Consider the following 14,833-nt stretch of genomic DNA (forward strand, 5'->3'; position numbering starts at 1 on the left):
ACTACCCAAACAAAGCCCCTGCAATAGTTGCCGTCATCATGGTAGCGAGGGTTGCGGCTATTAGTGCCTTCATACCTAGCTTTGATAGGTCGCCTTGGCGCTTTTTGGCCATTCCACCAATACCGCCAATTTGTATGGCTATTGAAGAGAAGTTAGCAAACCCACAAAGCGCATAGGTTGAAATAATAATGGCCTTTTCGCTTAACACACCAGCGTTTTTCATGTCGGCTAGGCTTAAGTAAGCCACAAATTCGTTCAGTACTGTTTTCTGCCCAATTAAGCTACCTACTTGTAAGGTTTCATTCCATTCTACACCCATTGCGAAGGCAAAAAGACGGAACACTTGTCCCAAGATGTACTCTAGACTAAAGCCTTGGAAAACACCACCAGTGCTTTCCACCACAAAGGCGTTTAAGCCAAACCACTCTCCAATGCCGTCAACGAGCACCCAGTTAAGGGCGTAGATTACCGCAATAAAGGCGAGCAACATACCACCAATGTTAGCCGCAAGCTTTACACCATCGCTGGCACCACCGGCAAGCGCATCGATTACGTTTACGCCTATTTGATCTTTGGAAACTTTTAACTCAGTATTAACCTCTTCTTTTTCAGGAAGGAATATTTTCGACATTACAATGGCGGCCGGAGCATTCATGATTGAAGCACTCAACAAATAAGTAGCAAACTTAGCCTGTTGGTCAGGGTCGCCCCCACCTAAAAACGCCACGTAAGCTCCTAGTACAGAGCCTGCAATGGTTGCCATACCGCCAGTCATTAAACATAGCAGTTCCGACTTGGTCATTTTATTAATAAAGGGCTTGACTAATAAAGGCGCTTCTGTTTGGCCCAAGAAAACATTACCTGCAGCCGACATGGACTCTGCACCAGAAAGGCGCATGGTTTTCGCCATGATCCACGCGAATACGTACACTATCTTTTGAAGAATACCCAAGTAATAAAGCCCAGCCGTAACTGCCGAAAAGAATATTACCGTAGGCAAAGCTTGAAATACAAAAAGAAAACCAAGGCTATGTTTGGTACCTTCTACGGCATCGCTGTTCTTGGCCAGGTCGCCATAAAGAAATTCTGCACCGTTAATAGAGAAACCAAGAAAAGACACAAAGCCACGGCTCATGGCCTCAAACGCATGCTGCACTAAGGGTACATAACCAATCAATAGCGCAATTACTATTTGCATGGCCACACCAACTCCTACCAATCTCCAACTAACCCTTTTTCTATTTTTTGAGAGCAAAAATGCAATCCCAATGAGCACTGCCAGGCCTATGATTCCTCTTAGAATATCCATCTTAAATTTTTCGCATAAAAAAAGGTTGTCTCAAAAGTTGCACGCCATTCTGATGCTTGAACCGGAGATACCTGAGTTTTGAATTCCAATGATAACCCCAAAAGTTCAATTTCTGAAATCCCCCACATAATTAGGGGGCAAAATGGCCTACTATCAACCTTTAAGACAACCTTAACGAAGGTTTATCTGTATTAACTTCTCTTATTTATTTCATCTCTAATCTTGGCTGCCTTTTCGTAGTCTTCTGCATTCAATGCCTCGTCTAACATTTCGTTCAGCTTATCTACAGAAAAGTCTTGCAAACGCTCGCCTTCCTTTTCAACCACCACTGGCTCGTTTTCTTCTTCCAAAACCTCTTCATCATCGGTTAGAATAATGCCGGCTTCAGAGAGCACCTTTTCATAAGTATAGAAAGGCACTTCGAAACGAATACCAATCGCAATGGCATCGGATGGACGGGCATCTATTTCAACGTCTTTAATACCATTGGAACAGACAATTTTTGCAAAGAACACACCTTCTTTCAAGTCGGAAATTATGATTTCCTGCACTTCAAAATCAAACCCATGAGCAAACGACTTGAACAAATCATGGGTCATGGGTCTGTTTGGTGTTATCTTTTCAATTTCCAAGGCGATGGCTTGAGCTTCGAACATACCAATAATAATTGGCAGCCTTCTTTCTCCCTCCACTTCGCCTAAAACCAACGCAAACGAACCAGTGGTTTGCGATTGGCTGGAAGACAACCCGAGAATTTCGATTTTAATTTTATTCAAAACTTAAGCGTCTACAACGCCTTTTTTAGCGCCTCGTTTAATTTAGGAACCACATCGAAGGCATCTCCAACCACACCATAGTCTGCGGCTTTAAAGAATGGAGCTTCTTCATCTTTGTTAATCACTACAATATACTTAGAAGAATTGACTCCGGCCAAGTGCTGAATAGCACCTGAAATACCAACTGCGATGTACAAAGAAGGGCTCACTTTTACACCTGTTTGGCCTACGTGCTCATGGTGAGGCCTCCAGTCCATATCAGAAACCGGTTTAGAACAACCTGTAGCTGCACCAAGTGTTTTGGCCAGATCTTCAATCATTCCCCAGTTTTCAGGACCTTTCAATCCACGACCGCCAGATACTACAATGTCAGCTTCAGGCAATAGCACATCACCTTCTGCCTTTTCAGTAGCGGTAATTTTGGCTCCGAACAAAGCATCATCTAGGCTAACAGAAAGTGCCTCTACAGCGGCAGCCCCACCATCTTGCTTTAGGTCGATAGCGTTTTTCTTGATCGCCAATATTTTCTTGTCGGTAGTTACACTCACATTGGCAAATGCTTTACCGGTATAAATACTTCTTTTTACTACAAAACCATTCGAGGTATCGGGTAATGCTACCACGTTAGACACCAAACCGGCACCTGTTTTAGCAGCCACTCTACCTACTACAGCATCGGCCAATGAAGACTTGGCAGTAACCAAAACCTCTGCCCCGGTGCTTTCCATAGCAGCAGCGATTGCCTCTGCATACGGCTGAATCAAACCGGCATTCAATCTATCGTCTGCTACGTGTAGTACTTTTGCGGCACCGTTTTGCCCAGCTGTTGCTAGCTCTTCTTCTGAAACGCTACCAAGCGCCAAAGCGGTAGTTTCACCCAAAGCAGCACCGAAAGAGATTGCCTCGCGAGAAGACTTTTTGATCTTACCTTCTTCTGTCTCAATAAATACTAAAATTGACATATTCTTGCTTTAGAGTGTTTTAGATTACTTTCGCTTCGTTTTTCAACAGATTCACCAACTCGTCTAAGTTGTCGGCATCTACCATTTTAACTGCACCTTTGGCCGGTGGCAACTCATAGTTGCTCAACTCAGCATGTGCTGTATTATCAACTGGGTCTTTCACCTCTAGTGGCTTAGTTCTGGCCGACATGATACCACGCATGTTAGGAATTTTCCACTCTGCAATTGGTTCTTGGCAACCGGCAACAAAAGGAAGTTTCACTTCCAATTTCTCTTTACCGCCTTCAATTTCGCGAGTAAGTTTAGCAGAATCGCCTTCTACTTCAAGCTGCATCACTGGCGAAAAAGAAGGTAAGCCTAAAAGCTCGCCAACCATGCCGTGCACCATACCACCGTTAAAGTCGATTGACTCGCGGCCCATCAAAATCAGGTCATATTCACCTGCTTTAGCAACAGCTGCAATCTGATTCGCCACAAAGAACGAATCTGATGGGAACGCATTGATACGTACCGCCTCATCTGCTCCAATAGCCAGCGCCTTACGAATAGTCGGGTCAGCATCTGCCTCACCTACATTCAACACTGTAATTTTTCCTCCATGTCGTTCCTTCAGCTCAACCGCTCTTGCCAATGCATAGTCATCGTAAGGGCCAATAATAAATTGTACCCCAGTTTTATCGAATTCCGTATTGTTATTGGTAAAAGCAATGCGAGAAGTAGTATCAGGAACATGTGTGATACAAACTAAAATATTCATTCTTGCTTTGCGATTTTTTGTGATATATAGTTCAACTAGTTGCCGGACAAAGGGTTTTAGAAACATTCCCTTTTCGGCTATAAAAAATAGGGAGAAGCCCCTAAATTTGCTCGAAGATAGTTAATAATGAAGGAAATAAAAACGCCTGCAAACGAATGAATACAGCCAGAATTGAACTTCTTAAAAAGTATATTGAAGAAGAGCCGAACGAGCCCTTTAACTACTACGCCTTAGGCTGTGAATTAATGCACGAAGCTGCAGATGAAGCCCTTAACTACTTTGAACATCTGTTAAACAACTTTGCAGACTACCTGCCAACCTACTATCAGGCAGGCTTATTGCAAGCAGAATTTGGCGAAGAAGAAACTGCCCTGATAACTTACGAAAAAGGCATTGAACTCGCCAAAGAGCAGGAGAATCACAAAACCCTTCGCGAACTACAAACGGCTTATCAGAACTTACAGTTTGAAATGGATTAGGTTAGTTCAGGGTTCAATGTTCCTGGTTCATTGAAGTTTAGATGTCCATCCCTAAATAAGATTGACTAATTTACCAATTCACCATTATACTAATTCCCTGAAAGTTGCTTTAACACCCAATGTTTACCCCACTCCTGCTTTTCTTCTTCACTCCATAATTCAGGGAAGAAAATTACTTTTTGAAAACGTGGCGGCAGGTACTTTTGCCAATTGGTTCCACCTGTGGCCGCAATATCTTCAGGGTCGCGCTGCAAATAGCGAACAGCGGTTTTAAAATGCGCCAAAGGCCAATCGACATTCGCCAAAAGGTCGAGTCTTCTCAATTGTTTCACAACCTCCTCTGCACCTTCCAGTGTTTTGTAATGCTTAAGGTATAGCTGATAAAAGTTGGTGGTTTTGGTGTCTTCCGCCAAGTGCAAAAACTCTTTCGAATACTTTTCTTCAAATTGTTCTAACGTAAGTGTTTTCTTACCCGACTTTAACTCCGTAGCTCCGGTTTTCCAGTAAATACAATCGTACAATTGGTCTAAAGAAGAATAATCGTCAAAGTCATCGCGATGCTCCATCCCCACCAAATTGATCATATCTGTTGCTCCAATCTCAATCATTCGGTATTGACCCGACTGGAAGCCAGATGATGGCAAAAGCGACATTCTAAACTGCAGAAACTGCTCCTTCTCCATCCCTTCCGTCATAATCACAAAAGAATGGCAAAGGTGCTCTAGGTAGTTATTAATACGGTTTAAACGTAGCGTAAACTCTTTTACATTGGGATGTTCACCTTCATGCACTTGCTTCATTTCCCACCGAATAAGCTTAAAGTAAAGCTCGGTGATCTGGTGATAGATTATAAAAATCATTTCATCTGGAAAACCTGTTTTGGGTTGTTGCAGCCCAAGCAGCGAATCCAGGTTGATGTAGTCCCAGTATTTCAGATAATCGGCATGCAGTAAGCCATCCAAATAAGAGGCAAGGTCCTGCCCCATAGCATCATACTTATCTGCGAGTTGCTCAATTCTGTCAAGTATCTTTTGGTCGATTTCCGACTTGTTCATACGTTTGCATGGATTAAAAAGTGGTTGCAAATTTGACCACAAAACATTCAGAAACCAAATACCTATGAGCAGCGATAAGGCACCTAACATCCAAAAATCATCGAAACAAGATACTTTTGAGCACCCTGACTTCTATGGCATGGACGCATTGCTAACAGAAGAACACCTTATGATTCGCTCTGCGGTACGCGATTTCGTTAAACGCGAAATCTCTCCTTACATAGAAAGCTGGGCTGAAAACGCCTACTTTCCTTACGACATCGTAAAAAAGTTCGGAGAAATTGGAGCCTTTGGTCCACAGTTGCCAGAAAAATATGGCTGCGGTGGCCTCGACTACATTGCATATGGTCTGATTATGCAGGAGATAGAACGCGGAGATTCCGGAATGCGTTCCACTGCATCGGTACAAGGTTCGCTTGTAATGTACCCTATCTACAAATTCGGCTCTGAAGAGCAACGCATGAAGTACCTTCCGAAGCTTGCTTCGGGCGAATGGCTTGGTTGCTTCGGCCTAACGGAACCAGACCACGGTTCTAACCCAAGTGGCATGACGACCAACTTTAAAGATATGGGCGACCATTATTTATTGAATGGTGCCAAAATGTGGATCTCGAATGCGCCACATGCTGATGTTGCTGTTGTTTGGGCTAAAAACGAAGAAGGTAGGATTCACGGACTGATCGTTGAGCGTGGCATGGAAGGGTTTTCTACCCCAGAAACGCACGGCAAATGGTCGCTAAGAGCAAGTGCCACTGGTGAGTTGGTGTTCGACAACGTAAAAGTGCCGAAAGAAAACTTGCTGCCAGGCAAAAGTGGTTTAGGTGCACCTATGATGTGTCTTGACTCTGCGCGTTATGGCATTGCTTGGGGCGCAATTGGTGCCGCTATGGACTGCTACGAGTCGGCTAGAAGATATACGCTTGAAAGAGAGCAGTTCGATAAGCCAATTGCTTCCTTCCAGTTGCAGCAAAAGAAGTTGGCTGAAATGCTTACGGAGATCACAAAAGCACAGCTCTTAAACTTCCGTTTAGGTCAATTATTTAATGAAGGCAAGGCCACTACCCCACAAATTTCTATGGCCAAAAGAAATGCCGTAGAAGTAGCACTAAACATTGCCAGAGAGGCACGCCAAATGCATGGTGGCATGGGCATTACAGGCGAATATCCAATGATGCGCCATATGGCGAACTTGGAGTCTGTTGTGACTTACGAAGGCACACACGACATTCACCTATTAATTTTAGGTGCCGATATTACGGGTATTCCTGCATTTAAGTAAGCATTCAAAAAGTTTAGATTGAATGAAGCCCTTGCTGAAAAGTGAGGGCTTTTTTGTTCGTATATCTATCAAGCTTAATTATATGTTATGTCATTGAATCAAAAATAATATATGGACTTTGGGTTCATAACTTTTTCAATTCCCTCATTTTTAAGACCGATTTTCAAAGCTTGATGTATCCGTAAAAATGACGGGAGCTCTACTAAACCCTTTTTATCCCTGAGAACCATCGAACGGCATTGAATAATTAAGCTATCCTTAGTACAATTAAAAGGAAACTGGTTCACATCAAAAGTAGGTATGTGCTTTAGATATATCCTTTTCCGTTTTTTAAGCACATTCATAATTGTGCTCACTAACCATCTATCAAGCTCTTTCATTTGCTCTTCATCATTTATCAATGGATAAAAACTCATGATCCCTTTAAAAGACAGCCTTTTGTATGCCCCTGAAATATATCTTTTTAGAGTAACCTCAGTCATATTTCCATATAGATATCTCCTTATTTGCATAATTGCAGTGACAAAATCCTTATCCATATTATTGGCTGGTTTGTTAGAAGCTTTAAAAGGTATTGTCGCAATTGGTTGAATTAAATTCCTATATAAAAGGTAGGAGATTTGGTTCTTGATTTTGTGAACAGATGAATCTTTTATACTAATTGACTTAGTAGATATTTTATACCCTAAAAACTCAATATATCTCTTAGTGGCTAAAAACTCTGATTTCAACTCCTCTCGTTGAAGTATACTTATACCATCTGATTTATTATAGTTAATCTCTATGCCAGTCTCCTTTGAAAAAGAAGTAATTATATCAAATGCTTTAACTATCTGATTATAATCCTTTGACCAAACTATTGTGTCATCTGCGTATCTTGCAAACCTGACACCCTCATCCTCAAACCTCCTGTCCAACTTCCAACAAATAAGATTTGCTATAAATAATGATATAGATGTACCTAAAGGAATTCCAACTTGAAAATCCTTTAAGAACGCTTCTATAACTTGCTTTTCTAGGTCTGAAACAAGAAAAGAATTTTCTTCCAACTGTTCGAAAATGTAATCATGCCTTATAGAGCCAAAGAAATTGCTAAAATCAAACTCCGCCACATATATCCTAGGAACTTCTTTTAGCTCATGAGCTATATCTTGAATAGCAAAGTGTACATTCCTATCATTCCTATATGCATAAGATAGAGAACTAAACCGATGCCTATTTTTTGCAAGTAAGTTAGTATAAAACCTGTCAGAAACCGCAGCGTCAGGTATTTGGTAAATACTTATTTTACGGATTCCACCACCCTTTTTGGGAATTTCCTTTTGAAACGGCTTATTTGGTTTGTACAAACCGTTTAACAACTTGTGAGTTATAGAATTAACAATTTGATTTTTCTTTTTTAGAACATAAAAAGGGTTATGCTTTGGGTCATCGTTCCATTCTAATGGAATCTTTATTTCCTTATCGGGAGCATTATCTAGTCTACGTTGATTACGCTGATACGATATCTCTTGATAATTGTGGTATAAATGAAATCTTCTAGCTTTTTCAGAAGCCTCCTCTATTAGGTCTTGAAGTAATATGTCTTTCATAGTAAAAACAAAAAGCACCAACAAGTGGTGCTCCTCACGTATATCACAATTAAAAATAAGTTTTCATTTTTTAATGATGAGCTGAAAAACTCTTCACTAACCATCTCCAAGCGTCTCAGCCTGGGCGTTGAGATATCCGTTCACCTCCTTAAGGCATACATGCAATTAAAGAAAAATATTTTTAAGGCAAAACAATCTCTTCAATTCGCTACAACTGTATTATCATCTCTCAGGCCAAACCAGTGCCTCAGCCGGGTTATGTTTATTCGCGGTTAAGTCAATCAGGTTATGAAAGGTGCTATTGAGTCTTTTGCGGATTTTTTTGATAATGATACTGTTCAGGTTCAGTAGCATTTTTACATCCTGATAAACCCCGGTATAAGTAACGTCTACATTGTTTCCTGACTGCTCTAACTTCCATTGGGCACAGTAATAATCTACCGGGTCGTAATCTTCGTTGCGTTCATAGTCTTTAACCTGAGTAGACCTTGTTATAAACACTCCATTTTCGTAGAGCACGTCTACTTTAACACGGCCTGTCTTCTTCACAAAAAGCCAGGGAATGTTCACAAAGAAATCGAAAGTGAATGTAGAGTCAGCACGGTTTACCTTCAGCATTTCTGTTTCGCTCTCACCTTCCACCCACTCATAACTATCAACATCGAGTATCAAATTCATCACTTCATAAACGCTGGTATTTTCAATAACAAAAGCACCTTTAAGTACTTCGTAGCCTTCTAGCGAATCGAGCTTGGTAATTGTTACCTCATCATCTACCCATACATTTTGTGCTTGCATGGCATAGGCAAATGGCCAACAAAACAGCAGCATAAGCAAACGTAACCTCATATTGGAGCACTCGGTTAAATGCCGCCAAATACATAGAATTTTAGTTTTTGGTGAGTTAAAGGTTGATAGCATAAATGAAAAAGTGGTAAAAGCTTAATCACACAATATACTAAAACATTGGAAATGGCTTTGGCCTATAAAAAAATAGCCATGCCTACAAGAACAGTTAGGCATGGCTAAGTAATCTTTTTTTCTAAATAATTCTATTGCAGCAACTCCCCTAACAAGGCCTTGAATTCGTTGCTTTGATACATGCCTTGTCCATCGTGGCCGATGCCTTCAACTATGGCTTTGGTCGAATTGTGTTGTCCGGCATACTCCGTTTCCAACCATCGGAAAATATTTTCTCCACGAGAAAAACGACTAGAACCAAGCAACACAGCCGCACAGTTTGTGGTGTTCAAAGCACCGTCTGCTTGGTTTCCATTTCCCAAAAAGTAAGTGAAACTTCTACCCAATAAGTTGGCATCAATTTCAGCATCGGAACTGCTACTTACATAAGCCGGAGCACCTGAGTAACCCATTGGCCACATGTTGTATGTTCCGCAGTCCGTAGGCGTATAGAATTGATTGTTCTGCTCGTCATAACGCTGATTATCCGGATAGTAGAAATACTGGCTGTTCGCCACCACATATTCAAACGAGAGATGCGAATCGGCTTCAACTTTATTAGCTGTACCATAAACCTGCGCGAACAAAGCTCCGGACGAATGCCCAGTAACAATCACTTTTTTAAGGGCTGGAAACGCCTCTTTGTCCGAAAACTGTTGGATTAAAGCATCAATAGCCTCAAAAGAACTGAGTTTTGCAGTACTATTCGAGGCCTGCCCTTCGCGCCAATTGCTGCCCCAGGTTAAGTCAGTAGTACTTCCTCCCTCTTTAAATTCAGGTGCAATCAAGACCGTACTGGTCTGCAATTGCTCCCCACTCAATGTACTCGATAGATAGGTGAAATAATTGTCGGCATCGCGATTAGCACCGTGCACTACAATTATTGCTTGCTCCAAATCTTCCCATTCGGCATTTTCCAAATATATTGGGTAGTTAGCATAAAAGCCCAAATCGCCTGTCGCATTTGCATTATCCTGCAAAGTCACCGTTCGGTAGCAATCTTGAGAGGCGGATGTACAAGGTGCCATGCTTCTAACCACATCATCTTCTTGGGTGGTAAAAGTATAGCTAACATCAGACTGTAAAGCCTGCCCGTTACTGCCAAAGGTACCTGCCCTGACAGCCACCGTGTAGGCGGTATTATAACTTAAGTCTGTAAACTCCACCACCACTTTTGACGAGGCATTAGTGTACGTAATATCATAGGCCGGCTCACCTGCCGAACTCGAAATGCTAAAGCTGCTTTCGAATTTCGTGACATCCAATGCTACCGAAAAAACCAGCTCTACAGTTGACTCTACCGGCACACCTGCAGCTCCATCTACCAAAGTGCCACCATTAATATTGGCTGCTAATAGTGTAATAGCAGGTTTGGGATCATCATTATCTCCACATGCCACAAGGCAAAGTGCCAACATAAGGCACCATATATTTCTCAAATTCTTCACTGCTCAAATTTAATCATCCCAAAATGCTCAAGCACCCAAAGGCACTTGAACAAATCGAGATCTCACGTTACGATCTAAAAAACAATCTTAAAAATCAGTTCCATCCACTTTCTTTCCAGGAGAGAAAGCCAAGCTTGCATTTGCAGTTTCGTGCAAAGTATAGCCACCAGTTATATCAGGTGAGCGGGTAATCGACTGATCTGAACCAAAATCGAGGCCGCTACCATCAACAGCCGTGTCGAAGGTCAGGTATTCATTTCCGGAAGCATCCAGAATAATAATCTTGTCACCAGCATTATTCAAGTTCATGTTACCTGTGGTAGTAACGCCCACCATAGCATTGCCAATTGTAGCAGCGGGTGCTCCACCACCAAAGAGGACGTATACGCCATGTGCCGGAATTACCGTACCAGCTGGAAAAGTGTGTCTCGGTGTATTGATAGCGAAATTATCTTCATCGTACAAGGTGAAACCACTCAAGTCGATCGGGCTATCGCTATCATTAATAAACTCTATGAACTCGTCTTCCGAAGCACTTCTGGTGCCGTCCAAATTTGCATCACCAGCATCGCCAGATGGTGGATCAAAAAGCACTTCGTTTATGATCAAGCCAAGGCCTGTATTACCTCCGCCACCTGCTTCGAAGTTGGTTCCATCGTTCATTTTTCCCGGAGAGAAGGTCAAGCTTGCATTGGCTGTTGTGTGCAAAGTGAAGTCGCCCGTTATATCAGGTGAGCGAGTTACTGACTGGTCAGCACCGAAATCAATTCCAGCACCATCAACCTGCGTATCGAATACCAAAAACTCATTTCCAGTAGCATCTAAGATAATGATCTGGTCATCGGCATTATTCAAATTCATGTTTCCGGTGGTTGAAACGCCCACCATTGCCGTACCAAAGTCTCCGCCAGGATTACCTCCACCAAACAACACATACACACCATGAGCAGGAACAATTGTACCAGCAGGAAAAGTATGGCGCGGAGTATTTGTTTCGAAGTTTGTTGCGTCATATAGCGTAAAACCACTCAAGTCCATCGGCACATCGCTATCATTAACAAACTCTATAAACTCATCTTCCGAAGCACTTCTGGTTCCATCGCCATTGGCATCACCGGCATCGCCAGATGGTGGATCAAACAATACTTCATTGATGATAAAGCCTCTTCCAGCAGAATCATTATCGGTAATGCTCAAGCTAACTTCTTGCGGAGTTGCCTCAATAGCATTCGTAATACTTTCAATGGTTATCAGAATATTTTCGAGGCTTTCAACTTCTACATCATTTACAGCAGTAATGGTAATTGAACCCGTCAGTTCGCCAGCAGGAATAACAAAACTGGTAGCGCTTGCCACAAAATCTGTTGCAGCAGCTGTACCTGCAAAAGCAAGGTTTACGGTTACATCATTATTTACTGGTTCGCTTAAAGTCCCAGTGATAGTGGCTACTTCGCCATCTTCCGAAATGCTCGGTACGTTTTTGGCAAGCGTAACATTTGGCGGCACAAACTCCTTTACGGTAAAAGAAAAGGCAACAGCTTCATCCAGTTCGTTACCTGCTTCACCATAAGCGCCAGGTTCCATGGCAACTGTGTAAACCGTTTCGTAGTCCAGTTCATTTACATTAGTAATGGTTACAATGGAATTAGAGTTGGAATAAGCAAAATTGAGCGCTACTTCTCCGCTACCCGAGCTTACGCTCAAAGCACTTTCAAAGGCAGTTGTATTCAAAGTGTGAGAAAACACAAGCTCTACACTCACCTGTTGTTCGACACCCGTTGGTTCATCCTTCAGGTTTACATCGTTAACCTTGGCTGTAAGCACACGCAAGGCATTAGAAATAGGCATATCATCCTCTTCTTTACAGCCACTGAGTGCCACAAAAATCATTGCTACCAAAAGCAAGGCGGTATTCAGACTTCTGTTTTTCATGATAGTATTTTTAAGTGTTTTTGTCTTCATAGCAGTTTTATTTACCTACCAGGTTAGAATACTGGTCGGGAATAATTCCCCAAACCACTGGCAGCAAAAAGTAAATCATTAGCGTGATGAAGCATATGGAGATAATATTCATCCATACGCCAGATTTCATCATATCCGGAATTCTGAGGTAACCGGAACCAAACACCACCGCATTTGGCGGTGTGGCTACAGGCAACATAAAAGCACAAGATGCCGCCAATGTAGCCGACACCATTAGCATATAGGGGTTCATATTGAAGGCCACGGCCATTGGCGCCAACACTGGCAACAACATGGCTGTGGTAGCCAAATTGGAAGTAAGCTCTGTAAGAAAGTTCACTGAGGCAACCAGCACCAAGATGATCATGATCATGGATATGCCATCAATCATCGATATCTGCGAACCAATCCAGAGTGCTAAACCAGTTGAGCTAAAGCCACCCGCTAGGGCCATTCCTCCACCAAAAAGCAGAATAATACCCCAAGGCATTTTCACGGCTTCTTCCCAATTGATAATTCTTTCTCCCTTTTTACTCGAAGGAATGATAAAGAGCACTACCCCGGCAATAATAGCGATTATGGTATCGTCTAAGGCAGGAATAAATTTCTGCAGAATAAATGAACGGGTGATCCAGCAGAATGCCGTTGCCGCAAAAACGATCAACACGCGCTTTTCTTCCACACTTAGTTTACCAAGCTCTTTTAATAAGCGAGAGATTTCCTGTTTACCACCCGGAAACTCAGTAGCCTTGAGTTTGAAAGCATACTTTGTTAGGTACTTCCAGCAAACAAAAAGCAGCACTACCGAAATTGGCAAACCAAACTTAAACCACTGCAGAAATGATATTTCTACACCGTAGGTTTCTTCAACAATACCCACCAAAACCAAGTTTGGCGGTGTACCAATCAAAGTGGCCATTCCACCAATAGAAGCACTGTAGGCAATGGCCAACATAAGCGCTTTGCCAAATTTGGAAGTAATGCCTTCGTCTACCAAAGCCGACTCCTTAAGCTGACTTACAATGGCCATCCCAATCGGCAGCATCATAACAGAAGTTGCGGTATTAGAAATCCACATGGATAGGAATGCTGTTGCCAGCATAAAGCCAAGAATGATATTGACCATGTTAGTGCCAATGGCGTTGATAATGGTCAAGGCAATACGTTTATGGAGATTCCACTTTTCGATAGCAATGGCTATGATGAAACCGCCCAGGTAGAGGAATACATACTTATGGCCAAAAGATGCCGTGGTAGTGGACAAGTCCATTACCCCGAAAATCGGAAACAAGGCAATTGGTAAAAGTGCAGTTACAGCTATAGGAATAGCTTCTGTAACCCACCAAATAGCAATCCAAAGCGTAATACCCAGTAGTACAAATGCACTTTCGGGCATAGACTCTGGCCCACCAATGGCTTGCAACACTGCAAAAACAGCCGGCCCTAGAATAAGTGGAATTAACTTCTTCTTATCTATCATCTGCCAGCGTTTTCATGTCAAAACTATCAACCAATTGCTGAAAGAAAGTAGCCGTATTAGGATCAATAATGGCTAAATAAAGCTTCTCACCATCTTTATCTACCGTCTGTAGTCTATCCGGAATTTCGCTTGTGGATTTACCTGTAAAGAATCTATAGTAAGCCAAAGCAGTGAGGTAAGTTCCTTCTGGTGAAGGATGGCTACCGTCTTCAAAATACAAATCAATGTCTGGCCTAAGCGCTATGGATTTCATCCAAAGCGGACCGATTGGCACCACATCGGCACCCGTAGCTTTTACTAGCTTTTCATAGCCCTTGGTAATGGTTTCCTGCATCAGCGGATTCCACTTTCGGGCCCAGGTCATGTAAAACACAGGTTGTGCACCGTGCTGCTTAATTAAAGCAACAAACTGTTCTCCGTATTTATCAAAGTCTTCTGGCGTATTTATGGTGCTCATGCTGTGATTATTCATCACCACATAGTCCCAACCACCTTGCTCTATTAGGTCTCTCGATCTTGTTTCTCTTTCTCTATTCCAATGCTCCCCAAGGTGACTACCTCCCACCGTAGATTGGCGGGTAACAATGGCCTTTCCTTGCGACTCTGCCATGGTAGCAACCATTTGCGGCAGGTTGTAAAAATAGGTGTAACTATTCCCCACGAACAAAACCCGTAGTGTATCCTGAGTTTGTGCATAAAGGCTAGCAGGAAGGAAAAGGACAGCCAGCATGAATAACTGGCAAGTCCATTTTCTATAATTAAAACTCATGTATG

At 42.3% G+C, this 14,833-nt stretch carries 13 protein-coding genes; 2 read left to right on the plus strand and 11 right to left on the minus strand.

The window, feature by feature from the left end; all coding sequences use genetic code 11:
* Position 1: 1 nt before the first annotated feature.
* From BMW98_RS13985 to BMW98_RS14000, 4 genes are all read right to left on the minus strand, one after another.
* Positions 2–1,309: a NupC/NupG family nucleoside CNT transporter gene (locus BMW98_RS13985; RefSeq protein WP_090259199.1), complete on the minus strand. Its 1,308-nt coding sequence runs from the start codon at positions 1,307–1,309 to the stop codon at positions 2–4.
* Between the two features lie 191 nt (positions 1,310–1,500).
* Positions 1,501–2,085 (minus strand): bifunctional nuclease family protein, encoded by a 585-nt coding sequence (locus BMW98_RS13990; RefSeq protein WP_090259200.1) that lies wholly within the window; start codon positions 2,083–2,085, stop codon positions 1,501–1,503.
* A gap of 11 nt (positions 2,086–2,096) precedes the next feature.
* Positions 2,097–3,047 (minus strand): electron transfer flavoprotein subunit alpha/FixB family protein, encoded by a 951-nt coding sequence (locus tag BMW98_RS13995; protein ID WP_090259201.1) that lies wholly within the window; start codon positions 3,045–3,047, stop codon positions 2,097–2,099.
* A 19-nt stretch (positions 3,048–3,066) separates the two neighbouring features.
* Positions 3,067–3,804, minus strand: coding sequence for an electron transfer flavoprotein subunit beta/FixA family protein (locus BMW98_RS14000; RefSeq protein ID WP_090259203.1), 738 nt, complete (start codon positions 3,802–3,804; stop codon positions 3,067–3,069).
* Between the two features lie 155 nt (positions 3,805–3,959).
* Between BMW98_RS14000 and BMW98_RS14005 the strand changes: the two genes are divergently transcribed.
* The gene (locus BMW98_RS14005; protein ID WP_090259204.1) at positions 3,960–4,283 is read left to right on the plus strand and encodes a hypothetical protein; all 324 of its coding nucleotides are present in this window, start codon (positions 3,960–3,962) and stop codon (positions 4,281–4,283) included.
* An 89-nt stretch (positions 4,284–4,372) separates the two neighbouring features.
* Here BMW98_RS14005 and BMW98_RS14010 read toward each other — a convergent pair whose 3' ends face one another.
* Positions 4,373–5,338 (minus strand): tryptophan 2,3-dioxygenase family protein, encoded by a 966-nt coding sequence (locus tag BMW98_RS14010; protein ID WP_090259472.1) that lies wholly within the window; start codon positions 5,336–5,338, stop codon positions 4,373–4,375.
* A 64-nt stretch (positions 5,339–5,402) separates the two neighbouring features.
* Between BMW98_RS14010 and BMW98_RS14015 the strand changes: the two genes are divergently transcribed.
* Positions 5,403–6,617 carry an acyl-CoA dehydrogenase family protein gene (locus BMW98_RS14015; RefSeq protein ID WP_090259205.1) on the plus strand — a complete coding sequence of 405 codons (1,215 nt, stop codon included), beginning with the start codon at positions 5,403–5,405 and terminating at the stop codon, positions 6,615–6,617.
* A 98-nt stretch (positions 6,618–6,715) separates the two neighbouring features.
* Here BMW98_RS14015 and BMW98_RS14020 read toward each other — a convergent pair whose 3' ends face one another.
* From BMW98_RS14020 to BMW98_RS14045, 6 genes are all read right to left on the minus strand, one after another.
* Complete coding sequence (locus tag BMW98_RS14020; RefSeq protein WP_090259206.1) at positions 6,716–8,209, minus strand: reverse transcriptase domain-containing protein; 1,494 nt, start codon at positions 8,207–8,209, stop codon at positions 6,716–6,718.
* Positions 8,210–8,431: 222 nt separating this feature from the next.
* Complete coding sequence (locus BMW98_RS14025; RefSeq protein WP_121505252.1) at positions 8,432–9,058, minus strand: hypothetical protein; 627 nt, start codon at positions 9,056–9,058, stop codon at positions 8,432–8,434.
* A gap of 203 nt (positions 9,059–9,261) precedes the next feature.
* Positions 9,262–10,617 (minus strand): Ig-like domain-containing domain, encoded by a 1,356-nt coding sequence (locus BMW98_RS14030; protein ID WP_139177579.1) that lies wholly within the window; start codon positions 10,615–10,617, stop codon positions 9,262–9,264.
* A gap of 87 nt (positions 10,618–10,704) precedes the next feature.
* A complete protein-coding gene (locus BMW98_RS14035; RefSeq protein WP_162844719.1) occupies positions 10,705–12,549 on the minus strand; it encodes a lamin tail domain-containing protein in 1,845 nt (614 codons plus the stop codon).
* Positions 12,550–12,586: 37 nt separating this feature from the next.
* Positions 12,587–14,059: an SLC13 family permease gene (locus BMW98_RS14040; RefSeq protein ID WP_090259210.1), complete on the minus strand. Its 1,473-nt coding sequence runs from the start codon at positions 14,057–14,059 to the stop codon at positions 12,587–12,589.
* Positions 14,049–14,828: an SGNH/GDSL hydrolase family protein gene (locus tag BMW98_RS14045; protein ID WP_090259211.1), complete on the minus strand. Its 780-nt coding sequence runs from the start codon at positions 14,826–14,828 to the stop codon at positions 14,049–14,051. Before BMW98_RS14045 ends, BMW98_RS14040 begins: the two co-directional genes overlap by 11 nt.
* Positions 14,829–14,833 lie beyond the last annotated feature (5 nt).

This window comes from Roseivirga pacifica, from assembly GCF_900111145.1.
Classification (GTDB): Bacteria; Bacteroidota; Bacteroidia; order Cytophagales; family Cyclobacteriaceae; genus Roseivirga; species Roseivirga pacifica.

What these genes read in the sequence shown, in the direction of transcription:
- BMW98_RS14010 (WP_090259472.1), bottom strand. Translation starts at nt 5,338, where the DNA reads ATGAACAAGTCGGAAATCGACCAAAAGATACTTGACAGAATTGAGCAA.
- BMW98_RS14040 (WP_090259210.1), bottom strand. Translation starts at nt 14,059, where the DNA reads ATGATAGATAAGAAGAAGTTAATTCCACTTATTCTAGGGCCGGCTGTT.
- BMW98_RS14025 (WP_121505252.1), bottom strand. Translation starts at nt 9,058, where the DNA reads ATGAGGTTACGTTTGCTTATGCTGCTGTTTTGTTGGCCATTTGCCTAT.
- BMW98_RS14035 (WP_162844719.1), bottom strand. Translation starts at nt 12,549, where the DNA reads ATGAAAAACAGAAGTCTGAATACCGCCTTGCTTTTGGTAGCAATGATT.
- BMW98_RS14045 (WP_090259211.1), bottom strand. Translation starts at nt 14,828, where the DNA reads ATGAGTTTTAATTATAGAAAATGGACTTGCCAGTTATTCATGCTGGCT.
- BMW98_RS14000 (WP_090259203.1), bottom strand. Translation starts at nt 3,804, where the DNA reads ATGAATATTTTAGTTTGTATCACACATGTTCCTGATACTACTTCTCGC.
- BMW98_RS13995 (WP_090259201.1), bottom strand. Translation starts at nt 3,047, where the DNA reads ATGTCAATTTTAGTATTTATTGAGACAGAAGAAGGTAAGATCAAAAAG.
- BMW98_RS14015 (WP_090259205.1), top strand. Translation starts at nt 5,403, where the DNA reads ATGAGCAGCGATAAGGCACCTAACATCCAAAAATCATCGAAACAAGAT.
- BMW98_RS14020 (WP_090259206.1), bottom strand. Translation starts at nt 8,209, where the DNA reads ATGAAAGACATATTACTTCAAGACCTAATAGAGGAGGCTTCTGAAAAA.
- BMW98_RS14005 (WP_090259204.1), top strand. Translation starts at nt 3,960, where the DNA reads ATGAATACAGCCAGAATTGAACTTCTTAAAAAGTATATTGAAGAAGAG.
- BMW98_RS13985 (WP_090259199.1), bottom strand. Translation starts at nt 1,309, where the DNA reads ATGGATATTCTAAGAGGAATCATAGGCCTGGCAGTGCTCATTGGGATT.